This window comes from Prosthecodimorpha staleyi (assembly GCF_018729455.1).
Classification (GTDB): Bacteria; Pseudomonadota; Alphaproteobacteria; order Rhizobiales; family Ancalomicrobiaceae; genus Prosthecodimorpha; species Prosthecodimorpha staleyi.
Genome location: NZ_JAHHZF010000013.1, coordinates 133853 through 157455, shown reverse-complemented (window position 1 = coordinate 157455; position 23603 = coordinate 133853). Strand labels below are relative to the sequence as shown.

Below are 23603 nucleotides of genomic sequence, written 5' to 3'. Positions count from 1 at the left end.
GGTCCGGCCGGCCGGAGCGGGCGGCTCCGATCGACCCTTGTCTAGTCCAGCGTTTCCAGGATGGCCCGATGCAGGGGACTGCCCGGCATGCGCAGGTCGTCCAGGATCGTGAAATGGTTGCGGTCGGCGAGGTCGAGGAGCTTCGGCCCGAGACCGCTCCAGGCCAGGGCGAGCGCCTCGCTCTGGCGATGGAACTCCACCGATTCCAGCCCGCCGACCGCCAGCGTCAATTTGGCGCGGCTCTTCGGCGGCGTCCCGGACAGGCTGAGGGCCAGCGCTTCCGCCTCGTCGAGGCCGATGGCCGCATTCATGGTGGTGTGGATCAGCGGCGCCAGTTCGAACACGCCGGAGATCGGCACGGCACCGCGGAACGGGTCGCGCGGCAGCCCCATCGCCGTCCAGTCGGTGGCCAGCGCCAGCGCCGTCAGATATCCGCCGGCCGAATGGCCCGTGACGACGATCCGGTCGCGCTCGGCCGTGCCCAGTTCTTCGCCGATCAGCACCTTGAGGCCGCGTCGGGTGGAATCGACGATCTCGCGCAGCGTCGCCTGCGGACAGAGCGGATAGTTGAGGATGACGGTGGTGTAGCCGAGATCGACGAAGCCCTCGGCGACCCAGGAGAAATCGTCCTTGGAGAAGGCGCGCCAGTAGCCGCCGTGGATGAACACGACGGTGCCCTTCGGCTCGGCCGCCGGGAAGATGTCCATCAGATCGCGCGGGTGCGGACCATAGGAGATATTGGCCCGGTGCGGGCGCGCCGCGCGCGTGGCGGCCGCCCATTTCGGCCATTCGCCATAGGTCTCGACGGCATTCGGAACGGCGACGCGAGGGTTGAGTTCCCGTTCCCAGAATTCGGGATCGTCGGTCATGGCAGTCTCCTGGTCGGGGGTCTGAGGGGGTGCCGGGGAGGCCGGAGGATCAGGGCGCGACCGGTACCGCCAGCGAAGCCTTGACGGTCTTCATGGCGAACATGGTCTGGGTGCGCTTGACCAGGGGCAAGCGGCGGATGCGGTTGAAAACGCTCTCGTAGAAGTCGTCGAGATCGCGCGCGATGACATGCAGGATGTAGTCGTCCGAACCGGAGACGCCGTAGCAGAACAGCACCTCCGGCATCGCCCGGACGGCCTCCTCGAAGGTGTTGGTGTCGGCTTCGTGGGTGCTCTCGGTGCCGACCAGCACATAGGCGGCGACGCCGTAGCCGAGCTTCTTGGCATCGACCACCGCGTGATAGCCGGTGATGTAGCCGTCCTCCTCGAGCCGCTTGACGCGACGCCAGCAGGGCGACGTGGACATCACGATCCGCTCGGCCAGTTCCGCCGTCGTCAGCCGGGCATCCTCCTGCAGGGATTGCAGGATGATCCGGTCGGCCTTGCTCAGGTCGCCCGCCGCTTCGGCGGCGGGCCGGTCGGTCCCGCCGGGACGCGGGCGGGCCTTCGCGATTCGGTCGGACATCGGACCTCGCCGGGTGCAGCAGCCGTCGGCGCAGATTCCGGTCTGGCGAAACCGCCAAGGTGGAAAGAATTTGCCCGACGGCCGCCATCCTAAGGCACAAACCGCTGCCCGGGAAACCACCTCTCAGAGTTCGGTCCTGAGCCGCCAGAGCTCCGGGAACAGGACCACATCCAGCATCTTGCGCAGATAGCCGGTCCCGACGGTGCCGCCCGTGCCGCGCTTCAGGCCGATGATCCGTTCGACGGTGGTCAGGTGGCGGAAGCGCCAGAGCCGGAAGGCGTCCTCCAGGTCGACCAGTTCCTCGGCCAGTTCGTAGAGGTCGAAATGGCGCTCCGGATCGCGGTAGATCGCCGTCCACGCGGCCGCCACGCCGTCGTCGTCGGGCTTCGGCTGGCGCCAGTCGCGCTCCAGCAGCGCCGGGTCGATCGCGAAACCGCGCCGGGCGAGCAGGCGGACGGCCTCATCATAAAGAGACGGCTCGGCAAACGCCGCCTCGACCATGGCCAGCCGGTCGGGGCGGTGCCGGTGCGGGGACAGCATGGCGGCATTCTTGTTGCCGAGCCGGAACTCAATGGTGCGGTACTGGAAGGACTGGAAGCCGGAACTGGCTGCCAGATAGGGCCGGATGGCGCTGTATTCCGAGGGCGTCATGGTCGCCAGCACGTCCCAGGCGGAGACGAGCTGCGCCATGATGCGCGAGACGCGGGCCAGCATCTTGAAGGCCGGCGGCAGCTTGTCGTCGCGGACCATCGCCATCGCGCCGTCGAGTTCGTGCAGCATCAGCCGCATCCAGAGCTCGGAGGTCTGGTGCTGGATGATGAACAGCAGTTCGTTGCGGTCCGGCGAGAGCGGATGCTGGGCGGCGAGAATGCGGTCGAGATCGAGATAGTCCGCATAGGACATGTCCCGGGTGAAATCGAGCTTGGCATCGTGCCAGCGCCCGGCGGCGGTCTCGGTGGCTTCGGTCATGGGGGCTCGGCTCGGTCTCGGCGGGAGAGGATCGGCATCGGGAGAGGCGATCGGCGGATCAGGTGACGGCGCCCGTCGCGACGGGTGCATCGCGCCAGTCGTCCGCAGCCAGGATGGCTTCGAGCGCCTCGGCCGCGTCGTAGATGTCGACGAAGCGCAGGTAGAGCGGCGCAAAGCCGAAGCGCAGGATGTCGGGCGCGCGGAAGTCGCCGATGATGCCGCGCTCGATCAGCCGCGCCATGACCGGGAAGCCGCCGTCGAGGGCGATCGAAACATGGCTGCCGCGCCGCGCCGTCTCGCGCGGGCTCGCCACCGCGCTGCCGAAGCGGGCGAGACGCTCGTCGTGGAAGCGGATCAGGAGATCGCCGAGCGCCCGGCCCTTGGCTTCGAGCGCGCCCATGTCGACGCCCGCGAAGGCGTCGAGCGCGGCTTCCAGCGCGATCAGCGAGAGCATCTGCGGGGTCGAGCAGAGCGCGGCCCGGATGCCGTCGGCGCGCGCGAAGCCGGGGTCGAAGCGGAACGGCGCCGCATGGGCGAACCAGCCGGTCAGCGGCTGGTCGAAGGCCGCCTGGTGGCGTTCGGCGACGAAGATATGGCTCGGCGCGCCGGGACCGCCGTTGAGATACTTGTAGCCGCAGCCGACCGCGAAGTCGGCGCCGGTGCCGTCGAGGTCGAGCCGGACCGCCCCGGAGGAATGGGCGAGGTCCCAGACCGCCAGCGCGCCGGCCCGGTGGATCGCCTCGGTGACCGCGCCCATGTCCTGCATCAACGCGCTGCGGTAGTTGACGTGGCTGAGGGTCGCGACCGCCACCGTGCCGTCGACCGCCGCCGCGATCTCGCCTGCAGGCACAGCCACGACCTCCAGGCCGAACTGGCGGGCGACCGAATCCACGATATGGTTGTCGGACGGGAAGTTGCCGGCCTCGCACAGGATGCGCGAGCGCCCCGGCCGCATCCGCACCGCGGCGACGAGCAGCTTGTAGAGATTGACCGAGATGGTGTCGGTGATGGTCACCTCGTTCGGCCGGGCGCCGAGGAGCGGAGCGAGCTTGGCGCCGACCCGGCCGGGCGCGCCGTACCAGTCGGCCGTGTTCCAGGAGCGGATCAGGTCGCGCCCCCATTCCAAGCGCACGACCTGCTCGACCCGCTCCGCCACCCCCTTCGGCAGGGCGCCGAGCGAATTGCCGTCGAGATAGATCACGCCCTCCGGCAGATCGAAGCGATCGCGCAGGCTGGCGAGCGGATCGGCGGCATCGAGGGCGAGGCAATCCTGTCGGGTCAGGGCGGTCACGCGGGGTCTCCTGATGGGTTGAGGCAAGACTGACCCGGATCGGCGGAAATTTCTTGCCCTTCTTGCCGCCCATCGGGCACTCGGGCGGCAATGCCTTGCCGATCCGACGACGTTTGAAGATTGAAATATCCCGATCGTGCCGCGTCCGTACCGACCGGTCGCGGCCACGCGTCGCCGCGACACGGCCCGTTGCATTTTTCCGTCTCTGCCCCTATAACCCGCCCCGTCTCTCGAACAGGCCGGCGTAAGGGCATGCCGTGTCGGTTCATGAAGGCTCGAACCCAGATCAACTCAGGATGACGGGGGTTCACGCGCGGTGTGCCGACAGGCGCCGGCCGCGCGCTCCGGCGAAGCGTCGCTTCGCCACGACCGTCTTCCGCAACATGCGAGAGCCAAATGCCCAAGATGAAGACCAAGAGCGGCGCCAAGAAGCGCTTCAAGCTCACCGCCAACCGTCACGTCAAGGTCCAGCAGGCCGGCAAGCGTCACGGCATGATCAAGCGCACTGCGAAGTTCGTGCGCAACGCCCGCGGCACCACGGTGCTCTGCGAGAGCGATGCGAAGATCATCCGCAAGTTCATGCCCTACGCGTGAACGGACACCGACCTCTTCCGATAAAGGATTGACGACATGGCTCGTGTTAAGCGCGGTGTCACCGCTCACGCCAAGCATAAGAAGGTTCTGAAGGCCGCCAAGGGCTACTATGGCCGCCGCAAGAATACCATCCGCACCGCCAAGGCGGCCGTCGACAAGGGCATGCAGTATGCCTATCGCGACCGCCGCAACAAGAAGCGCAATTTCCGGGCTCTCTGGATCCAGCGCATCAACGCCGCGGTTCGGGCGATCGACTGGAACATGAACTACAGCCGATTTATCGACGGCCTGAACAAGGCCGGCGTCGAGGTCGATCGCAAGGTCCTGTCGGACCTCGCCATCCACGAGCCGGACGCGTTCCAGGCCCTGGTTGCCAAGGCGCAGGCCGCCCTCGCGGCCTGATCGCGGGACGCGTCGAAGCCGGATCGGACCTCCTCTCGATCCCGGGTCTCTTGAGACCCGTCGAAGCCCCGCCCAACGGCGGGGCTTTTCGTTTGCGCCACCCTTCCACTTCCGCCGGCAGGCCCGGCCACACGGGAAACGCGCCATGAGCGTCACCGAAGACATCGATCTCGCCAAGGTCGAGGAAGCCATCCTGACGGATATCGGGGCGGCCGCCGACGAGGCCGCGCTGGAAGCCGTCCGCGTCGCCGCGCTCGGCAAGAAGGGCTCCATCTCCGAGCGGATGAAGACGCTGGGTGCGCTGGCGCCGGACGAACGCAAGGCCGCCGGCGCCGCCATCAACGCCGTCAAGGACCGCGTCAGCGAAGCGCTCGCCACCCGCCGCGTCGTCTTGAAGGACGCCGCGCTGGCCGAGCGACTGGCCCGCGAGACCGTCGACGTGACCCTGCCGGCGCGCCCGAACCCGGCCGGCGAGGGCCGCATCCACCCGATCAGCCAGGTGGTCGACGAACTCACCGCCATCTTCGCCGACATGGGCTTCCGCGTCGCCGAGGGTCCGGACGTGGAGACCGACTACTACAACTTCACCGCGCTGAACTTCCCCGTCGGCCATCCGGCGCGGGAGATGCACGACACCTTCTTCTTCCATCCGGACGCCAACGGCGAGCGCAAGCTGCTGCGCACCCACACCTCGCCGGTGCAGATCCGCACCATGGAGACCGAGAAGCCGCCGATCCGCGTGATCATCCCGGGCCGGACCTACCGCTGCGACAGCGACCAGACCCACACGCCGATGTTCCATCAGGTCGAGGGGCTGGTCATCGACAAGACCTCGACGATCGGCACGATGAAGTGGGTGCTGCAGGAATTCTGCAGGGCCTTCTTCGAGGTCGACCATGTCGAGATGCGCTTCCGGCCGAGCTTCTTCCCGTTCACGGAGCCGTCCATGGAGGTCGACATCCGCTGCGACCGGTCCGGGCCGGAGATCAAGTTCGGCGAGGGCGACGACTGGCTGGAGATCCTCGGCTGCGGCATGATCCATCCGAACGTGCTGAAATTCGGCGGCATCGATCCCGACGAGTATCAGGGCTTCGCCTGGGGCATGGGCATCGACCGCATCGCCATGCTGAAATACGGCATGCCCGACCTGCGCGCCTTCTTCGACGCCGACGCCCGCTGGATCCGCCACTACGGCTTCCGCCCGCTCGACCTGCCGACCCTGTTCGGGGGCCTGAGCGCGCAGTAGGTTGATCCGTCACCGCCGCCTGGGGGATGAACCCATGTTGAAGGACGCAGACATCGTCAAACTGGCATCTCCCAAATTGCGGGAGATTCTGGGTCCGTTCGGTTTCGACCATATCGAGGCGGAGTCCGGGCACGACTTCGTCGGCGCCCCGGCGGTCTACGTGACCTCGCACCACAGTCTGCCGATCCGGCTCGAAGGCGACATCTTCCTGAACGCGATGGTCGCCATCAACGATGTCCTGCGCCAGAACGGCGACGATCGCGTCGCCTATCTGAGATATCGAAGCCCGGGCGAGGAGTTTGCCGTCGACGAGGACGAGGAATGAACTCGCTTCATATCCTCGAAGCGGCGCGCGACCTCGCGTTGAAGAAGGGTCCTCCGCGGCAGGCGGACCTGCGGCGCGCGGTCAGTTCGGCCTACTATGCGTTGTTCCACGCCCTGTGCCGGTCGAACGCGGACCAACTGGTGGGCAGCGGCAAGCGGCATTCGGAGGCCTGGCTGCGGGTCTATCGTGCGCTCGATCACACCAAGGCGCGGGACGAACTGCGCCGGGCTACGACGCGGGCACTCTCGCAGGAAGTCGACCAGATCAGTACGGCTTTCATCCAGCTTCAAGAGGAACGGCACGCGGCCGACTACGATCCGCGCCCGTTCCGTCTCTCCCGCAACGACGTCTTTTCGCTCGTGATGACGGCATTGCAGGCCACGATCCAGGTCAGGAACCTGGATCCGAACCTGCGCACCGAACTCGCCACGCTCCTCCTGCTCAAGTCGCGCTCCTGACGCGGCACAAAGTACGGGCCTCCCATGAAATTCACGCTTTCCTGGCTCAAGGACCATCTCGACACGGGCGCCTCGCTCGATCAGATCGTCGAGGCGCTGACCGCCGTCGGCCTCGAGGTCGAGGGCGTCGAGGACAAGGCCAAGCAGCTCCGGCCGTTCACGGTCGCCTATGTGGTCTCCGCCGTGCAGCACCCCAATGCCGACCGGCTGCGGGTGTGCATGGTCGATACCGGCGAGGGCGAGCCCGTCCAGGTCGTCTGCGGCGCCCCCAATGCGCGCACCGGCATGAAGTCGGTCTTCTCGCCGCCCGGCACCTACATTCCCGGCAAGGACATCACCCTCGGGGTCGGCACGATCCGCGGCGTGGAAAGCCGCGGCATGCTGTGTTCGGCCGCCGAGCTACAACTGTCCGAGGACCATGACGGCATCATCGAGCTGCCGGCCGATGCGCCGGTCGGCATGTCCTACGTCGCCTATGCGGATCTCGACGATCCGGTGATCGACGTCTCGCTGACGCCGAACCGGGCCGACTGCACGGGCGTGCGCGGCATCGCGCGCGATCTGGCCGCCGCCGATCTCGGCACGCTGAAGCCGGAGCCGAGCCGGCCGATCAAGGGCCTGTTCGTCTCGCCGCAGGCGGTCGCGCTCGAATTTCCGGCCGAGGGACCGGTGGTCTGCCCGGCCTTCTACGGCCGCACGGTGCGCGGCGTGAAGAACGGGCCGAGCCCGGACTGGATGCAGAAGCGCCTGCGCGCGGTCGGGCTCCGGCCGATCAACGCGCTGGTCGACATCACCAACTACATCTCGCTCGACCAGGGCCGCCCGCTGCACGTCTATGACGCCGACAAGCTGACCGGCACGATCCGGGCCCGCCTCGGCCGCGACGGCGAAAGCTTCCTGGCGCTCGACGGCAAGACCTATGCGGTCGACCCGCGCATGTGCGTGATCGCGGACGACCGGGCCGTGCTCGGCTTCGGCGGCATCATGGGCGGCGAGGACACCGGCTGCAGCGAGGAGACCCGCAACGTCTTCATCGAATGCGCCTATTTCGACCCGCTGAAGACCGCCGAGACCGGCCGGCGCACCGGCATCGTGTCGGACGCGCGCTACCGCTTCGAGCGCGGCGTCGATCCGGCCTATCTCGGCCCCGGCATCGAGCTGGCCACCCGCATGGTCATGGACCTGTGCGGCGGCGAGCCGTCCGAGGTGGTCAGGGTCGGCACTCCGCCGGAGACCGACCGCGTCATCCGCTTCCCGCTCGCCGAGGTCAAGCGGCTCTCCGGGCTCGACCTGCACTGGATCGAGGTCAAGCACATCCTGGAACGGCTCGGCTTCCTGGTCGTCTCGGTCAGCGACGAGTTCCGCGTCTCGCCGCCGTCCTGGCGCAACGACATCCACGGCAAGGCCGACCTGGTCGAGGAGATCGTCCGCATCCACGGCCTCGACAAGGTGCCGCTGAAGCCGCTCGACCGGGCCGGCTCGGTCGGCGCGCGCGTGCTGACGACGGCGCAGATCCGCCGGTCGAAGGCGCGCCGCACGCTCGCCGCGCGCGGCATGCTGGAGGCCGTCACCTGGTCCTTCGTGTCGAAGGCGCAGGCCGAGCTGTTCGGCGGCGGCAAGCCGGAACTGGCGCTCGCCAACCCGATCGCGTCCGATCTCTCCGACATGCGGCCGAGCCTGCTCGCCGGGCTGATCACCGCCGCGCAGCGCAATGCCGACCGGGGCATCGGCGATGTCGCGCTGTTCGAGGTCGGCCAGGCCTTCCGCGGCGACCGGCCGAAGGACCAGCGCATGCTGATCTCCGGCATCCGGCGCGGCAATGCGGTCATGACCGGCGCCGGCCGGCACTGGACCGGTGCCGCCCCGGATGCCTCGTGGCTCGACGCCAAGGCGGATGCCGTCGCGGTGCTGGAGGCGCTCGGCGCGCCGGTCGAGCGCATGCAGCTCGCCCGGACCGCACCCGGCTGGTTCCATCCCGGCCGCTCGGCCGTGCTCCAGCTCGGCCCGCAGAATGTGATCGCCGCCTTCGGCGAACTGCATCCGCGCACGCTGGAAGCGCTCGACGTGTCCGGCCCGCTGGTCGCCTTCGAGATCGATCTCGATGCCATCCCGGAGCCGAAGGCGCGGCCGACCCGCTCCAAGGGTGCGCTGGCGGTGGCCGATCTCCTGCCGGTCCGGCGCGACTTCGCCTTCGTGGTCGAGGAGGCCGTCGAGGCCGACCGGATCGTCAAGGCGACCCGCAATGTCGACAAGGCCCTGGTCGCCGACGTGGCGGTGTTCGACGTGTTCCGCGGTGCCGCCCTCGGCGAGAACCGCAAGTCGGTCGCCGTCGAGGTCACCCTGCAGCCGCAGGGCAAGACCATGACCGACGCGGAGATCGACGCGGTCGCCAAGAAGATCGTCGCCGCCGTCGCCAAGGCGACCGGCGCGGCCTTGCGCGCCTGATCCGCACCCGGCCGGTCGCCCCCAGGGCACCGGCCGGATCACGGCCGCACTGTTTCGCGGCCGCGCCGTTCGGGGGCGCCGTCTACTTCGCCACCACCGCGACGGCGGCGCCGGCCATCATGGTTCCGGCGCCGCGATTCATCAGCTTCATGGCGCGCGGGCTGCGGAACAGGTCGCGCGCCCGCGCGGCGGCGGCCGCATAGCCGCCGACGACGACCAGCAGCACGACGATGACCACCGCGATCAGTTCGGCGAAGCCGAGCGCGGTCAGGCGTTCGAGATCGATCAGGCTCGGCAGCAGCGCCAGATAGAAGACCATCACCTTCGGATTGCCGAGCGTCACCGACAATCCGGCCAGGAAGGTCCGCCAGGGCCGCCCGGTCGCCACCGCACCGACCGCCTGCGCGCTCGGCTCGGCCCGCCACAGCCGGACGGCCAGCCAGATCAGATAGGCCGCGCCGGCATATTTCACCGCCAGGAAGACGGTTCCGAACGAGGCCGCCAGGGCGGCCAGCCCGAAGGCGGCGAAGCTCAAGTAGACCAGATCGCCGAACACCAGACCCAGCACCATCGGCACCGCGCCGCGGAAGCCGACGCCGAGTGCGCGGGCAACCACCGCCGCGATGCCGGGGCCGGGCGAGGCGGCGGCCAGCGTCAGGGCCAGCGCGAAGGCGGCGAGCGCGGTCGGTTCCATGGCGTTCCCTCTCCGGTGCGATCCTGTCCGGTCTCGGCCCGGTCACACCTCACGGGTGTCGTCGGGCGGCATGGGCCGGTTGACCAGCGTGACCAGCACGAAACTGATCACGAGAAGCAGATACCACGATCCGAGCTTGGAGAAGGAGACCGGTTTCCAGGCGCCGTGCTGGCCCGGATAGAGCCAGGTGCCGGTGATCGTCCCGACATTCTCCGCCACCCAGAGGAAGCAGGCGGTCAGGAAGGCGGCGATCAGCAGCGGCATCCAGAGCGGGCGCCGGTCGGTGGTGAAATAGATGCGCACCCGCCAGAACAGCAGGAAGGTCCAGGCGAACAGGGCCCAGCGCAGGTCGACGAAGACGTGGTGGGTGAAGAAGTTGGCGTAGATCGCGGCGGCCAGCAGCGCGGTCGCCCAGAGCGGCGGATAGTGGGTGAAGCGCATGTCGAAGATGCGGATCGCGCGCGCCATGTAGCTGCCGACGCAGCCATACATGAAGCCGGTGAACAGCGGCACGCCCTCGATCCGGATCCACGCCGCCTCCGGATAGGACCACGACCCCATGTGGGTCTTGAAGATCTCCATGATCGTGCCGACGACGTGATAGACGAGGATCACCTTCAACTCGTCGAAGCTCTCCATCCGGAAGGCCAGCATGGCGACCTGGACCAGGAGCGCGGCGACGAACAGCGCGTCGTAGCGGTGGATCGGCCAGGCCGGATCCCAGATCAGCTTGGTCCCGATCAGGAGCGCCAGCATGATCGCGGCGAACAGGCAGGCCCAGGCCTGCTTCAGACCGAACAGGATGAATTCGGCGAGCGGCGCCGGCAGCCGCGCGAGGCCGCCGCGGATCGCCCGCCGCATCGGCTCCAGATAGCGGCCGACCGCATGCTCGGGCGACGCTCCGCCCGGTCCGGCCGGCCCCGTCATCGCTTCGGCCCCGTCATCGCGCCGGCCCCTTCATCGCGTCGACCCCGCGCCCGGTAGCACGCGGCCGGCGGCGACTTCGAACACCTGCGCGCGGGCCCCGAGCGGCGCGAAGACGGCCGCATCGGTGCCGGTCAGCCAGCACTGGCCGCCGAGACTGTCGAGCACGTCGAACAGCGCCGCCCGGCGCCGGCCGTCGAGATGGGCCGCGACCTCGTCGAGCAGCAGCAGCGGCGCGCGGCCGACGGTGGCGCCGACGAGGCGCGCATGGGCGAGCACGAGGCCGAGCAGCAGCGCCTTCTGCTCGCCGGTCGAGGACAGCTCGGCCGGCATCTGCTTCGGCCCGTGCAGGACCCTGAGATCGGCCCGGTGCGGCCCGTCGAGCGTCCGGCCGGCCGCCCGGTCGCGCTCGCGCGCACCGGCCAGGATGGCGCGGTAGCGGTCCTCGACCACGCCGGCCGGCCCGGAGGCCGCGGCCAGCGCCTCGATCTCGCCTTCGAGCGCCAGTTCGGCATGCGGGAAGGCGCCGTGATCCTCGCGCGTCGCCGCGATCAGCCCGGCGAGGCACGCGACCGCCTCGACCCGCGCCGCCGCGATGGCCGAGCCGAGTTCGGCCATCTGCGCCTCGATCGCGTCGAGCCAGCCGGGATCGCGCATGCCCTCCTCGATGAGCCGGTTGCGCCCGCGCATGGCCCGCTCGAAGGCGGCCACGCGGGTGCCGTGGGCCGGATCGAGCGCCAGCACGAGCCGGTCGAGAAAGCGGCGGCGCTCCGAGGCCGGGCCGGTGAACAGCCCGTCGGAGGCCGGTGTCAGCCAGAGCACGCGGATATGATCGAGCATGGCCTCGGCGCTCTTCTGCGCCGTGCCGTCGATGCGCACGCGCCGGCTGCGCTCGCCCGCCGCCGCATCCGGCTCGGTCACGCCGGTGCCGATCCGGACCGCCCCGTCCGGTCCGTCCAGAACGGCAGCGACCGCGAAGGTGCCGCCGGCACCGGTGCGGGCCATCTCGTCGAGTGTCGCCCGCCTGAGGCCGCGCCCCGGCGAGAGCAGCGACACCGCCTCGATCAGGTTGGTCTTGCCGGCACCGTTATCGCCGGCCAGCACGACATGGCGTTCGTCGAGGTCGAGCGACAGCGCCGCGTAGTTGCGGAAATCGGCCAGCTTCAGCCCGGTCACGGCGACCCGCGCCGGCACGCCGGGCGCGCGGGAGGCTTCCACTCCGCCGCCTTCGCGCGGGGCCGCTTCCGGGCCGAGTTCCCCCGAAGCCTCGAGGGCGGGCTCCGGCGACTTCGCCGCGATGGCGGGCTCGCGCAAAGACTCTTCCATGGCGCGGTCCCGCGAAGTCTCTGCCATGGCGCGGTCCCGCGAAGTCTCTGCCATGGCGCGGTCCCGCGAAGTCTCTGCCATGGCGCGGTCCCGCGCCGGGTGCGTCATATCTTGAAGACCGAATCGGCCGCCGAACGGGTCCGGTGACGGGCCTTGACGGCCTCCTCCAGGCGCAGGATCTCGGCCTGCAGCAGCGCGATACGCTCCTCCAGGTCGCCGACCGAGAGCAGCGACAGATCCTGCCCGATCTCGTGGCTGAGCTTCTTCTTGGGGCGATCGTCCTCGACGAAGGCCATGGCGGCGACTCCTGCGGCATAAGGCCGGCGAACTATATCGCCCCGGCCCGACCGCCACAAATGGCGCCGGCCCGGCGCGCCGCAAGCCCAATAGGTCAGGCCCGGCGATCCGCCATGCGGTCGAGGATCGCCCGGGCCAGCTCCGATTCGAACAGATGCTCGACCGGCAGCGCCAGGCGGCGGCGCCAGTTGGGGCGCTCGCGATCGGTTCCCGGCAGGTTGACGGCCGCGGTCTCGCCGGCGAGATCGTCGGCCTGGACGAGGGCCAGAACCGACGGCGTCGCCGCCACATAGCCGTGCACGGCCGCCGCGATTGCGGGGCCGAACGGCCCCTCCGGGTCGACCGGCGCGGCCAGATGCCTGCTCGCCGCCAGCATCGCGACCAGGCGCTGCCGATCCGCCGCGCGCCGTGCCCGCGCCGCGGATTCGGCGTCAGCGGCGAGCCGGCCGAGCGCCAGGTCCTCGTCGATATCGGCGCCGGACCACCAGCCGGCCAGCGTCGGCAGGTCGTGGGTCGAGACGCAGGCGGCCGCGCGTGCCGGATAGTGCTCCGGCGGCACGAAGCCGTCGCCCGCACGCTCGAACCACAACACTCGATAGGACAGCAGGCCGGCATGGTCGAGCTGCTCGCGGAAGCCTTCGGGCACGGTGCCGAGATCCTCGCCGACCACCAGCGTGCCGGCGCGCCGGCTCTCCAGCGCCAGATGGCCGAGGAGATCGTCGGCCGGCTGCGCCAGATAGGCGCCCTCCCGCCCGGTCGCGCCGTCGGGCACCAGGAACAGGCGCCTCAGGCCAAGCACATGGTCGATCCGGAGCGCCCCGGCATGGGCCATGTTGGCGGCGATCAGCTGGCCGAAGCCGCGATAGCCGTCGCGCGCCAAGCCGAGCGGGTCGGGCGCGGGCAGGCACCAGACCTGGCCGGCGGCCGAGAAGGGATCGGGCGGCGCGCCGATCGAGACGCCGGTCATCAGCCGGTCCTGCTCCGACCAGGCCTCGGCGCCGTCGGGCGCGCAGCCGACCGCCAGGTCGCGATAGAAGCCGAGCGCCAGCCCGGCCGCACGCGCGCGCCGGTCGGCCTCGGCGAGCTGCCGGTCGGCCAGGAATTGCTGGAACGCGACGAAGCGCAGCCGGCCTTTATGGCGGGCGGAGAAATCCGCCGTGCCGGCGGCATCCGGCCGGGTGAGGCCGGCCGGCCAGGCGTGCCAGTCGTCGATGCCGGTCGCCGCGACGATCGCCTGATGCAGCGCGAAATGCTGCAGCGCCGGTCCCTGGGCGCGGACGAAATCCTCGAAGGCCGCAGCCAGCGGCCCGCCGCCGCCGGTAGCCGCGGCAATCTCGAAAGCCTGGTGAGCCAATGCCAGCACCCGGACCTTGGCCGCGCGCAGCCCGGCATAGTCGACCGCGCTGCGCGCCGAAGCCGCGGCGAGGAGCCCCGCCTCGGCGTCGAGCGCGGCGCGGACGGACGGCGTCAGCAGGGCCTCCGGCAGGGCGGCGAGGTCGATGTAGAGCGGATCGAGGAAGCGCCGGTCGGTCGGGCTGTAGGGGCTGGCGCGCTCCGGCTCGGTCTCGAACAGGGCATGCAGCGGGTTGAGGCCGATCGTCGCCGCGCCATAGTGGGCGGCCCGTTCGGCCAGCCTCGCCAGCGTGGTGAAATCGCCGATGCCGGCGTCGCCGGCCCGGCGCAGCGTGTAGAGATGGGCGGCGATGCCGAAGCGGCGCGCGCCGCCGGTCAGCGCTTCCGGCTGGTGGCAGCGCGCCGGTACGACCGCCCAGTGGGCGGCCATCTCGGGCCGGTCGGCGAGCCGGATGCGATGGCGGCCGAGCGGCAGCGCCGGCAGCGTCACCAGCCGCGTCGCGATCTGCCGTCCGTCGGCCGCCGTGATGGTCTCCCGTACGCCGTCGCCCGGCGCGATCGCGATCGTCTCGATCGCGCCCGCCTCGGTCTCCACCACCAGATCGAGCCTCCGGAAGCTCTCGGCGAGCCCCGGTCCGAGCCGCAGCCGCGCGGGCTCGCCCTCCCGGACCGTGACGGCGAGCGGCAGGTCGCGCGCGCTGGTCTCCGCGACCAGGCGGGCGAGGCTGTCGCGCGCCTCTCCGGTCGTGCCCGCGGGCAGGCGCATCGCGGCGAGCAGGGCGCGGCGGGTGTCGTCGGGAACACGGTGATTGCGGCCGTCGATGTCCCACCAGTCCGGCGCGATGCCGGCAGCGGCGGCCAGCCGGTCGAGCGCGGCGCCGTCGGCGGGCCGGCGCATGCCCGCCCCTCCGCCCGCCTCCGCCACGGTCTCGACCGCGAGCACGACCGAGCGCGGCGCGACGGCGAGACCGGAGCCGGCCGAAGCCGGCGCAGCGGCCGGGTCGGCCGTGTCGAGTGCGCGGGTCCAGGCGAAGCCCTCGCGCGGCTCGGGCAGGGTCAGCACGAACGGATCCGGCCCGGCATGCAGCACGACCACGGCCCGGCTTGCCGGACGGCCGTCTTCCGCCGGCGCATAGAGCGCAGCGACCAGGGCGCGGGTGGCCGGCGCCTGCCATTCCCAGTCGGCCAGCGCGCCGCCGTCGGGCCGCAGCCAGACCACATCGGGAATTCCGGTCTCGTCGACCGGCCCGCCGGTCAGCGGCGCCTCGCGGGTCAGCACCGGATGGGCCTTGCGCAGCGCGATCAGGTGGCCCGCGAAGGCGGCCAGGTCCCGGTCGGCGGCCCCCCAATCGACCCAGGACAGCGCATTGTCCTGCGCATAGGCATTGTTGTTGCCGGCCTGGCTGCGGCCGAGTTCGTCGCCCATGGCGAGCATCGGCGTGCCGCGCGACAGGATCAGAGTGGCGAGCAGAGCCCGCACGTCGCCCCGGCGCGCGGCCTGGATCGCGGGATCGCCGGTCGCCCCCTCGACGCCGTGGTTCCAGGACGAATTGTCGTTGGTGCCGTCGCGATTGTCTTCGCCATTGGCGCCGTTGTGCTTGCCGGCATGGGCGACGAGATCGGCGAGCGTGAAGCCGTCATGGGCGGTGACGAAGTTGAGGCTGCGCGAGAGCGGCCGGAAACGGCCGGCGAAGATGTCGGCGGAGCCGGCGAAGCGGGTCGCCAGCGCACCGACCATCCCGCCGTCGCCGCGCCAGAGGCGGCGCACCGTGTCGCGGTAGCGGTCGTTCCACTCGCCCCAGGCGTCGGGGAAGCGGCCGAGCTGGTGCCCGCCCGGGCCGATGTCCCAGGGCTCGGCGATGTGGACGCAGTCGCGCAGCAGCGGATCCTGCGCGATCGCGGCGAGGAGCGGCGCGTCCGGGTCGAAGCCGTCCGGGCGCCGGGCGAGGGTGGTGGCGAGATCGTAGCGGAAGCCGTCGAAGCCGCCGCGCGCGACCCAGAGCCGCAGCGAATCGAGCGCCAGCCGGAGCGGGATCGACCGGTCCAGCGCCAGCATGTTGCCGCAGCCGGTGTCGTTCAGATAGTCGGCCGGCGCGCCGGGCACGAGCCGGTACCAGGTGGCGTTGTCGAGCCCGCGCAGCGAGACGGTCGGCCCGAGGCGGTCGCTCTCGCCCGTGTGGTTCAGGACCACGTCCAGGATCGCCGCGATGCCGGCCGCGTGCAGCGCGTCGGTCGCGGCACGGATCTCGGCCCAGCCGGTCGGCGCCAGGCGCGGATCGGGTGCGCACAGCGCGATCGGGTTGTAGCCCCAGTAGTTGGTCAGCCCGAGCGGGGCCAGGTGGCGTTCGTCGAGCCAGGCCGCGGCCGGCATGATCTCGACCGCCGTGATCCCGAGCCGGACCAGATGGGCGATCGCGGCCGGATGGGCGAGGCCCGCGAAGGTGCCGCGGATCGCCTCCGGCACGTCCGGATGGGCCCGCGTGAAGCCGCGCACATGCAGTTCGTAGACCACCGCGTCGCGCCAGCGGAAGGCAGGACGCGGCAGCGCCGGCGGCGGCACCGCCGATGGCGGCACGAAGGCCGGCTCGACCACCGCCTTGGCGACCATCGGCCCGCTGTCGGCGTCGTCATGGGGGGCGCCCGCCGCGCGCCGGTCGAACATTTCCGGGGCGAGCGGGGCAACCCGGTCGAGCCGGGTCGCCCAGGGATCGAGCAGCAGCTTGGCCGGATTGAAGCGATGGCCGGTGGCCGGGTCCCAGGGCCCATGCGCGCGCAGGCCGTAGCGCAGGCCGGGTTCCAGCCCGGCCACGAAGCCGTGATGGACGGCCCCGGTGCGCCCCTCCAGCCGGACCCGGCCGAGTTCGCGGTCGGGCACGGCCGGATCGAACGGCGGATAGACACAGACATCGATCGCCGTCGCATGGACCGACGGCACGGCGACATGCGCCCCGCCGGCCGCCACCGTGACGCCGAGCGGTTCGGGGCGGCTCGGCGGACGGTCGGTCATGCGCGGCAATCCTCGCTGGGGTGGGGCCTCGTGGGGGCGAACGATCCCGCTGGTCAGCCGGTCAGGTGATCACCGAGGGGTCGCGCCGGCCGGTGAAATGCTCGATTCGTGCCAGGGCGTGGCCGAGGGCGATCAGGTCGGCCAGCGCCGCCTGGGTCTCCAGCCCGTGGGCGGCGGCATCGGGCTCGAACCGCTCGATATAGACGCGCAGCGTCGCCCCGGACGTGCCCGTGCCGGACAGCCGGTAGACGATGCGCGAGCCGTCCTCGAACAGCACGCGGATGCCCTGATTGGCCGAATCCGAACCGTCGATCGGGTCGTGATAGGCGAAATCGTCGGCCCCGGCGATCTCCAGGGCGCCGAAGCGCTTGCCCTTCAGGCCGACGAGGCCGTCGCGCAGATGCGCCATCAGCGCGTTGGCGCCGTCGGTCTCGACCTCCTCGAAATCGTGCCGGGAATAGTAGTTGCGCCCGTAGGCCGCCCAGTGCTCGCGCTGGATCGCCGCGACGCTCTGCCGGCGTGCGGCGACGATGTCGAGCCACAGCAGCACGGCCCACAGCCCGTCCTTCTCGCGGACATGGTCGGAGCCGGTGCCGGCGCTCTCCTCGCCGCAGATGGTGACGAGGCCGGCATCGAGCAGGTTGCCGAAGAACTTCCAGCCGGTGGGCGTTTCGTAGAGGCTGATGCCCATCTTTTCGGCGACCCGGTCGGCCGCCCGGCTGGTCGGCATGGAGCGGGCGATGCCGGCGATGCCCTTGGCGTAGCCGGGCGCCAGATGGGCGTTGGCGGCCAGCATCGCCAGGCTGTCCGACGGCGTGACGAAGGCGTGGTTGCCGATGATCAGGTTGCGGTCGCCGTCGCCGTCGGACGCCGCGCAGAAGTCCGGCCCGTCGATCGACATGGCGAGATCGTAAAGATGGCGCGCGTGAACGAGGTTCGGGTCCGGATGGTGGCCGCCGAAATCGGGCTCCGGCGTGAAGTTCATGACCGTGCCGTGCGGCGCGCCGAGCATGCGTTCCAGGATCTGGCGGGCATAGGGACCGGTGACGGCCGACATGGCGTCGAACTTCATCCGGAAGCCGGAGGCGAACAGGCCGCGGATGCGGTCGAAATCGAACAGCCGCTGCATCAGCGCGGCATAGTCGTCGACCGGGTCGATCACCTCGACGATCGCGTCCCCGACGCCGATCTCGCCGGGCCGGTCGAGATCGACATCCGCGCTGTCGAGCGTGCGGTATTCCGTGATCGCCTTGGTGCGCGCGAACACCGCCTCGGTCACCTTCTCGGGCGCCGGGCCGCCGTTGCCGACATTGTACTTGATGCCGAAATCGCCGTCGGGGCCGCCGGGATTGTGGCTCGCCGACAGGATGATGCCGCCATAGGCCTTGCGCACGCGGATCACGTTCGAGGCCGCCGGCGTCGACAGGATGCCGCCGCGCCCGACCAGGATGCGGCCGAAGCCGTTGGCGGCGGCGAGCCGGATCACCGTCTGGATCGCCTCGCGGTTGAAGTAGCGTCCGTCGCCGCCGACCACCAGCGTCGTCCCGGCGAAGCCCTCCAGGCAGTCGAAGATCGACTGCACGAAATTCTCGACATAGTGGCGCTGCTGGAAGACCGGGACGCGCTTGCGCAGGCCCGAGGTGCCGGGCTTCTGGCCCTCGAAGGGCGTGGTGGCGATGGTCAGGATCATGAACACTCCGGCGTTCCGGGCGGGATGCGGGCGGGTCGTCGCGTCGGCCTCGATCCGGTCAGCCGCCGCCGCGGGCGGCGACCAGGTCGCGATAGAGGCCGGCATAGCGGGCGGCGGGCCGCCGCCACGAGACGTCGGTCTTCATGGCATTGCGCTGGATGCGCGTCCAGGCATCGCGGTCGCGCCACAGATCCGCGGTGCGGATCAGGGCGCCGGCCAGCATCTCTGCCGTGACCGGCGAGAACTGGATGCCGGTCCCGGCGCCGGCGGCGCGCGCCATCTCATTGGCATCGACGATGGTATCGGCGAGACCGCCGACGCGGGCGACCACCGGCACGGCGCCGTAGCGCAGGGCGCAGAGCTGGGTCAGGCCGCAGGGCTCGAAGCGCGACGGCACGATCAGCGCATCCGATCCGGCCTGGACCAGATGGGCGAGCGGCTCGTCATAGCCGATGCGGCAGGCGATCCGGCCCGGATGGGCGGCGGCGGCCTCAAGGAAGCCGCGCTCCAGTGCCGTCTCGCCGGAGCCGAGCAGCACCAGCTGGGCGCCGGTCGCCGCCAGCGTGCCGATCTCGCCGAGCAGGAGGTCGAGCCCCTTCTGCCAGGACAGCCGGCTGATCACGCCATAGAGCAGGGCCTCCGGATCGACGGCGAGGCCGAAGCGCTCCTGCAGCGCGGCCTTGTCGTGGCCCCGGCGCTTCAGGGTCTTCACGTCGAAGGGCGCCGGGATCAGCGGATCGCCGGCCGGGTCCCAGACCGTGTCGTCGATTCCGTTGAGGATGCCGACCACATCGGCGCCGCGCGCGCGGATCAGGCCGTCGAGGCCCATGCCGCCGGCCGGCGTGCGGATTTCGGCTGCATAGCTCGGCGAGACCGTGGTGATCCGGTCGGAGAATTGGAGGCCGGCCTTCAGGAAGCCGATCTGCCCGTAATATTCGACGCCGGCCACCGACCAGGACTGCGGCGGCAGGCCGAGCGGGCCGAGCAGTTCGGGCCCGAACTGGCCCTGGAAAGCGAGATTGTGCACGGTGATCACCGTGCCGGGGCGCGGCCGGTCGGCATAGGCGAGATAGGCGGCGACAAGACCGGTCTGCCAGTCATGGGCATGGATCACGTCCGGCCGCCAGCCCGGCAGGTCGCCGAGCCCGATCATGGCGGCGACCCGGGCAAGTGCTGCGAAGCGGAACGGATTGTCGGGCCAGTCGCGGCCGTCGGGGCCGAGATAGGGATTGCCGGGCCGGTCGAAGAGATGCGGCGCATCGACGACGAGCAGGGCCAGCCCGTCGGCGGTGCCCGACAGGACCCGGGCCGGGCCGCCAAACAGATCAGCGACCGCCAGCACGCTGCCGCCATGTTCGAGCGCCCGCATCACCGCCGGATAGCCGGGCACCAGCGTGGTCATGTCGACACCCTCGGGCGCCAGCGCGCGCGGCAGGGCGCCGGCCACGTCGGCGAGGCCGCCGGTCTTGACCAGCGGGAACATCTCGGAGGCGACGGAGAGGACGGTGAGGCGGCTCATGCCTGCAGACGGTCGATCATCGGTTGGGTAATCAAACATATGCCCTTCTCGGTCCGGCGGAAACGCTGGGCGTCGAGCACCGGATCCTCGCCGACGACGAGGCCTTCGGGAATGACGACGCCGCGATCGACCACAACATTGCGCAGGGTCGATGAACGGCCGACATCGACATAGGGCAGGATGACCGCATTCTCGATATGCGAGTAGGAATTGACCCGCACGCCGGTGAACAGCAGCGACCGGCGCAGATTGGCGCCCGACACGATACAGCCGCCGGAGACCAGCGAGGAGACCGCCTGCCCGCGCCGGCCCTCCTCGTCATGGACGAACTTGGCCGGCGGCGTGATCTCGCCATAGGTCCAGATCGGCCATTCCCGGTCGTAGAGGTCGAGATCCGGCACCACGTCGGTCAGGTCGATATTGGCCTCCCAATAGGCGTCGACGGTGCCGACATCGCGCCAATAGGGCGCGGCCTCCTTGGAGGAGCGGACGCAGGAGCGGGAGAAGTGGTGCGCGACCGCCTTCCCGTGCTTGACGATGTAGGGGATGATGTCCTTGCCGAAATCGCGGCTCGACCCGGGCGTCGCGGCATCGCGTTCCAACTGGTCGAACAGGAACTTGGTGTCGAAGACATAGATGCCCATCGAGGCCAGCGCCATGTCGGGCCGGCCCGGCATGGCGGGCGGATCCTTCGGCTTCTCGACGAAATCGATGATCCGGTCCTCGGCGTCGACATGCATCACGCCGAAGCCGGTCGCATCCTTGCGCGGCACTTCGAGGCAGCCGACCGTCACGTCGGCGCTCTGCTCGCAGTGCTGCTGCAGCATCAGTTCGTAGTCCTGCTTGTAGATGTGATCGCCGGCCAGGATGACGATGTGGCGCGGCTCGTAGTCCCGGATGATGTCGATGTTCTGGTAGACCGCGTCGGCGGTGCCTTCGTACCAGTGATCTTCCGAGACGCGCTGGCTTGCCGGCAGGATGTCGAAGCTCTCGTTGCGCTCCGGGCGGAAGAAGTTCCAGCCGCGCTGGAGATGCCGGATCAGACTGTGCGCCTTGTACTGGGTGGCGACGCCGATGCGGCGGATGCCGGAATTGAGCGCGTTCGACAGGGCGAAGTCGATGATGCGCGACTTGCCGCCGAAATAGACCGCCGGCTTGGCGCGCCGGTCGGTCAGTTCGATCAGGCGGCTGCCGCGACCGCCGGCCAGCACATAGGCCATCGCGGTCCTGGAGAGGGGGCCGCTTGGACCCGAACGTTCCGCCATCTGCCTTGCCTCCCGCTTGCTTGTTCGAGCCGGCCGCGTTGCGGCGGCGCCTCCGATTCAGTCCGGATCGTACAGAAAATACACGGTCGCCAAAGGCGGTATCAGGATCTCCGCGGAGGCCGGCAGGCCGTGCGACGGCGCCGCCGCCGCCATCACCGCGCCCTGGTTGCCGAGCCCGGAGCCGCCATAGAGATCGGCATCGGTGTTGAGCACCTCCCGCCAGCGCCCGGCGAAGGGCAGCCCGACCCGGTAGCCCGGTCGCGGCACCGGTGTGAAGTTGGAGACCGCCAGCACTGGCGGATCGTGCCGGTCGCCGAGGCGCAGCCAGGCATAGACCGACTGGTCGCGATCATCGGCGACGACCCAGCGGAAGCCCGAGGCCTCGCAGTCGCGCGCGTGCAGCGCCGGCAGGGTGCGGTAGACCCGGTTCAGGTCGCCGACCAGCGCCTTCAGGCCGCGATGGGGGCCATGATCGAGCAGCCACCATTCCAGCGCGGCGTCGAAGTTCCATTCGCGCGTCTGGCCGAATTCCTGGCCCATGAACAGGAGCTTCTTGCCCGGATGGGCCCACATGAAGCCGTAATAGGCACGCGCATTGGCGAAGCGCTGCCATTCGTCGCCGGGCATGCGGGCTAGGATCGAGCCCTTGCCGTGCACCACCTCGTCGTGGCTGAGCGGCAGCACGAAATTCTCCGAGAAGGCATAGAGCAGGCCGAAGGTCAGCTTGTCGTGATGCCAGCGGCGATGCACCGGGTCCTTCGACATGTAGTCGAGGCTGTCGTGCATCCAGCCCATGTTCCACTTGAAGCCGAAGCCGAGCCCGCCCGCATAGGCCGGCGCCGAGACGCCCGACCAGGCGGTCGATTCCTCCGCGATCGTCACCGTGCCCGGATGGGTGCCGTAGACCAACTCGTTGAAGCGGCGCAGGAACGCGACCGCGTCGCGATTGTCGTTCGATCCGTCCGGGTTCGGCAGCCATTCGCCGGCGCGGCGCGAATAGTCGAGATAGAGCATGGAGGCGACCGCATCGACGCGCAGGCCGTCGATATGGAAGCGGTCGAGCCAGTAGAGCGCGTTGGCGGCCAGCATGTTGGCGACCTCGCGCCGGCCGAAGTCGTAGATCGCGGTGTTCCAGTCGGGATGGAAGCCGCGGCGCGGATCGGCATGCTCGTAGAGCGGGCCGCCGTCGAAGGCGGCGAGGCCGTGCGGGTCGGTCGGGAAATGCGCCGGCACCCAGTCGAGGATCACGCCCAGCCCGGCCGCATGGGCGCGGTCGACAAAGCGGGCGAAGCCGGCCGGGTCGCCGAAGCGCGCCGTCGGGGCGTAGAGCCCGATCGGCTGGTAGCCCCAGGAGGCGTCGAGCGGATGCTCGGAGACCGGCAGCAGTTCGAGATGGGTGAAGCCGAGTTCCGCCACATAGGGGATCAGCGTCTCCGCCAGTTCGTCGTAGCTCAGGAACCGGCCGCCCTCGCCACGCTGCCAGGAACCGAGATGGACCTCGTAGGCGGCCATCGGCTTGCGGCGCGGATCGCCCTCGGCGCGGGCGGCGAGATGGGCGGCGTCCGTCCAAACGAAGCCTGAAGTGTCGGCGACCACGGAGGCAGTCGAGGGCCGCATCTCGCCGGCGAAGCCGAACGGATCGGCCTTGAACGGCAGCAGATCGCCATGGCGGCCGACGATCTCATACTTGTAGTTGGTGCCGAGCCCGACATCGGGGACGAAGATCTCCCACAGCCCGCTGTCGATGCGCTTGCGCATCTGGTGCAGGCGCCCGTCCCAGCGGTTGAAATCTCCGATCACCGAGACGCGTTGCGCATTGGGGGCCCAGACGGCGAAATGCACGCCGTCGATGCCCTCATGCGTCATCGGATGCGCACCGAGCCGTTCGTAGAGCTGCCGGTGGGTGCCCTCGACCAGGAGATGGTCGTCGACCGGCCCGAGGACGGGGCCGAACGCATAGGCGTCGCGGACCATCCAGGTGCCGCCGGCATTGCCGGCCCGCAGGCGGTAGCCGAAGCGGCCGGCGGCCGGCACGAGGCCCTCGAAGAAGCCCGCCGGATCGCGAAGGCCGAGCGGGACGGGTGCGGCGCCATCGTCCGGGACGGCTTCGAGGGTCGCAGCCCCGGGCACGAAGGCGCGCAGGACCACGCCGGCCGCGGTCTCGTGCAACCCGAGCAGCCCGAACGGGTCGCCGTGGCGCGCACCGACCAGGGCGGCGATCTCGCTGCCGTCGGCTTCCCAATCGCTCGCTTCCATCCCCGGCTCTGTTGTCATTGGCCCTTGTCAGGCTTGGGTCCGACGCTCTCGACAGAACGCCAGTCTTGCATATTCGTGCCATCGGAAGCG

Annotated in this window: 19 protein-coding genes; 6 read left to right on the top strand and 13 right to left on the bottom strand. The window is 70.2% G+C overall.

Annotated features, from left to right (window positions below):
* Window positions 1-41: 41 nt before the first annotated feature.
* The 4 genes from KL771_RS23640 to kynU all read right to left on the bottom strand — a co-directional run bounded on the left by KL771_RS23640 (window position 42) and on the right by kynU (window position 3712).
* On the bottom strand, window positions 42-869 hold the full coding sequence (locus tag KL771_RS23640) for an alpha/beta hydrolase (RefSeq protein WP_261970969.1): 828 nt from the start codon (window positions 867-869) through the stop codon (window positions 42-44).
* Between the two features lie 49 nt (window positions 870-918).
* Window positions 919-1452 carry an Lrp/AsnC family transcriptional regulator gene (locus KL771_RS23635; RefSeq protein WP_083463565.1) on the bottom strand — a complete coding sequence of 178 codons (534 nt, stop codon included), beginning with the start codon at window positions 1450-1452 and terminating at the stop codon, window positions 919-921.
* Between the two features lie 123 nt (window positions 1453-1575).
* Window positions 1576-2421, bottom strand: coding sequence for a tryptophan 2,3-dioxygenase (gene kynA / locus KL771_RS23630; protein WP_261970968.1), 846 nt, complete (start codon window positions 2419-2421; stop codon window positions 1576-1578).
* A 58-nt stretch (window positions 2422-2479) separates the two neighbouring features.
* Window positions 2480-3712, bottom strand: a complete 1233-nt coding sequence (gene kynU, locus KL771_RS23625; protein ID WP_261970967.1) for a kynureninase — start codon at window positions 3710-3712, stop codon at window positions 2480-2482.
* Window positions 3713-4108: 396 nt separating this feature from the next.
* On the opposite strand from kynU, the gene rpmI reads away from it, so the two are divergent.
* From rpmI to pheT, 6 genes are all read left to right on the top strand, one after another.
* Window positions 4109-4306 (top strand): 50S ribosomal protein L35, encoded by a 198-nt coding sequence (gene rpmI, locus KL771_RS23620; protein WP_054359024.1) that lies wholly within the window; start codon window positions 4109-4111, stop codon window positions 4304-4306.
* A gap of 36 nt (window positions 4307-4342) precedes the next feature.
* Window positions 4343-4708 carry a 50S ribosomal protein L20 gene (gene rplT, locus KL771_RS23615; RefSeq protein ID WP_261970966.1) on the top strand — a complete coding sequence of 122 codons (366 nt, stop codon included), beginning with the start codon at window positions 4343-4345 and terminating at the stop codon, window positions 4706-4708.
* Between the two features lie 145 nt (window positions 4709-4853).
* Window positions 4854-5954, top strand: coding sequence for a phenylalanine--tRNA ligase subunit alpha (pheS, locus tag KL771_RS23610; protein ID WP_261970965.1), 1101 nt, complete (start codon window positions 4854-4856; stop codon window positions 5952-5954).
* Window positions 5955-5988: 34 nt separating this feature from the next.
* Window positions 5989-6279 carry a hypothetical protein gene (locus tag KL771_RS23605; RefSeq protein WP_261970964.1) on the top strand — a complete coding sequence of 97 codons (291 nt, stop codon included), beginning with the start codon at window positions 5989-5991 and terminating at the stop codon, window positions 6277-6279.
* The gene (locus KL771_RS23600) at window positions 6276-6737 is read left to right on the top strand and encodes a hypothetical protein (protein WP_261970963.1); all 462 of its coding nucleotides are present in this window, start codon (window positions 6276-6278) and stop codon (window positions 6735-6737) included. Before KL771_RS23605 ends, KL771_RS23600 begins: the two co-directional genes overlap by 4 nt.
* 24 nt (window positions 6738-6761) lie before the next feature.
* Entirely contained in the window at window positions 6762-9182 is a 2421-nt protein-coding gene (pheT, locus tag KL771_RS23595; protein WP_261970962.1) for a phenylalanine--tRNA ligase subunit beta, read from the top strand.
* 82 nt (window positions 9183-9264) lie between these two features.
* On the opposite strand, the gene KL771_RS23590 is transcribed toward pheT, so the two are convergent.
* From KL771_RS23590 to glgB, 9 genes are all read right to left on the bottom strand, one after another.
* The gene (locus KL771_RS23590; RefSeq protein WP_261970961.1) at window positions 9265-9876 is read right to left on the bottom strand and encodes a LysE family translocator; all 612 of its coding nucleotides are present in this window, start codon (window positions 9874-9876) and stop codon (window positions 9265-9267) included.
* A 42-nt stretch (window positions 9877-9918) separates the two neighbouring features.
* Complete coding sequence (locus KL771_RS23585) at window positions 9919-10803, bottom strand: DUF817 domain-containing protein (protein ID WP_261970960.1); 885 nt, start codon at window positions 10801-10803, stop codon at window positions 9919-9921.
* A 30-nt stretch (window positions 10804-10833) separates the two neighbouring features.
* Window positions 10834-11994, bottom strand: coding sequence for a DNA replication/repair protein RecF (recF, locus tag KL771_RS23580; protein ID WP_261971027.1), 1161 nt, complete (start codon window positions 11992-11994; stop codon window positions 10834-10836).
* Between the two features lie 236 nt (window positions 11995-12230).
* A complete protein-coding gene (locus KL771_RS23575) occupies window positions 12231-12422 on the bottom strand; it encodes a DUF1192 domain-containing protein (RefSeq protein ID WP_054359031.1) in 192 nt (63 codons plus the stop codon).
* Between the two features lie 95 nt (window positions 12423-12517).
* A complete protein-coding gene (gene glgX, locus KL771_RS23570; RefSeq protein WP_261970959.1) occupies window positions 12518-16783 on the bottom strand; it encodes a glycogen debranching protein GlgX in 4266 nt (1421 codons plus the stop codon).
* Between the two features lie 61 nt (window positions 16784-16844).
* Window positions 16845-18473 (bottom strand): alpha-D-glucose phosphate-specific phosphoglucomutase, encoded by a 1629-nt coding sequence (locus tag KL771_RS23565; RefSeq protein ID WP_261970958.1) that lies wholly within the window; start codon window positions 18471-18473, stop codon window positions 16845-16847.
* A gap of 58 nt (window positions 18474-18531) precedes the next feature.
* The gene (glgA, locus tag KL771_RS23560) at window positions 18532-19992 is read right to left on the bottom strand and encodes a glycogen synthase GlgA (RefSeq protein ID WP_261970957.1); all 1461 of its coding nucleotides are present in this window, start codon (window positions 19990-19992) and stop codon (window positions 18532-18534) included.
* Window positions 19989-21257 carry a glucose-1-phosphate adenylyltransferase gene (gene glgC / locus KL771_RS23555; protein WP_261970956.1) on the bottom strand — a complete coding sequence of 423 codons (1269 nt, stop codon included), beginning with the start codon at window positions 21255-21257 and terminating at the stop codon, window positions 19989-19991. The genes glgA and glgC overlap by 4 nt, the downstream gene beginning before the upstream one ends.
* A 57-nt stretch (window positions 21258-21314) precedes the next feature.
* Window positions 21315-23513 (bottom strand): 1,4-alpha-glucan branching protein GlgB, encoded by a 2199-nt coding sequence (gene glgB, locus KL771_RS23550; RefSeq protein WP_261970955.1) that lies wholly within the window; start codon window positions 23511-23513, stop codon window positions 21315-21317.
* Window positions 23514-23603: the final 90 nt, after the last annotated feature.

Bases quoted from the DNA above. Each gene is read 5' to 3' on its own strand.
- KL771_RS23575 (WP_054359031.1), bottom strand. From the start codon at position 12,422: ATGGCCTTCGTCGAGGACGATCGCCCCAAGAAGAAGCTCAGCCACGAG.
- glgC (WP_261970956.1), bottom strand. From the start codon at position 21,257: ATGGCGGAACGTTCGGGTCCAAGCGGCCCCCTCTCCAGGACCGCGATG.
- pheT (WP_261970962.1), top strand. From the start codon at position 6,762: ATGAAATTCACGCTTTCCTGGCTCAAGGACCATCTCGACACGGGCGCC.
- kynA (WP_261970968.1), bottom strand. From the start codon at position 2,421: ATGACCGAAGCCACCGAGACCGCCGCCGGGCGCTGGCACGATGCCAAG.
- KL771_RS23640 (WP_261970969.1), bottom strand. From the start codon at position 869: ATGACCGACGATCCCGAATTCTGGGAACGGGAACTCAACCCTCGCGTC.
- KL771_RS23585 (WP_261970960.1), bottom strand. From the start codon at position 10,803: ATGACGGGGCCGGCCGGACCGGGCGGAGCGTCGCCCGAGCATGCGGTC.
- pheS (WP_261970965.1), top strand. From the start codon at position 4,854: ATGAGCGTCACCGAAGACATCGATCTCGCCAAGGTCGAGGAAGCCATC.
- glgA (WP_261970957.1), bottom strand. From the start codon at position 19,992: ATGAGCCGCCTCACCGTCCTCTCCGTCGCCTCCGAGATGTTCCCGCTG.
- KL771_RS23600 (WP_261970963.1), top strand. From the start codon at position 6,276: ATGAACTCGCTTCATATCCTCGAAGCGGCGCGCGACCTCGCGTTGAAG.
- rpmI (WP_054359024.1), top strand. From the start codon at position 4,109: ATGCCCAAGATGAAGACCAAGAGCGGCGCCAAGAAGCGCTTCAAGCTC.
- glgX (WP_261970959.1), bottom strand. From the start codon at position 16,783: ATGACCGACCGTCCGCCGAGCCGCCCCGAACCGCTCGGCGTCACGGTG.
- KL771_RS23635 (WP_083463565.1), bottom strand. From the start codon at position 1,452: ATGTCCGACCGAATCGCGAAGGCCCGCCCGCGTCCCGGCGGGACCGAC.
- KL771_RS23590 (WP_261970961.1), bottom strand. From the start codon at position 9,876: ATGGAACCGACCGCGCTCGCCGCCTTCGCGCTGGCCCTGACGCTGGCC.
- KL771_RS23565 (WP_261970958.1), bottom strand. From the start codon at position 18,473: ATGATCCTGACCATCGCCACCACGCCCTTCGAGGGCCAGAAGCCCGGC.
- glgB (WP_261970955.1), bottom strand. From the start codon at position 23,513: ATGGAAGCGAGCGATTGGGAAGCCGACGGCAGCGAGATCGCCGCCCTG.
- KL771_RS23605 (WP_261970964.1), top strand. From the start codon at position 5,989: ATGTTGAAGGACGCAGACATCGTCAAACTGGCATCTCCCAAATTGCGG.
- rplT (WP_261970966.1), top strand. From the start codon at position 4,343: ATGGCTCGTGTTAAGCGCGGTGTCACCGCTCACGCCAAGCATAAGAAG.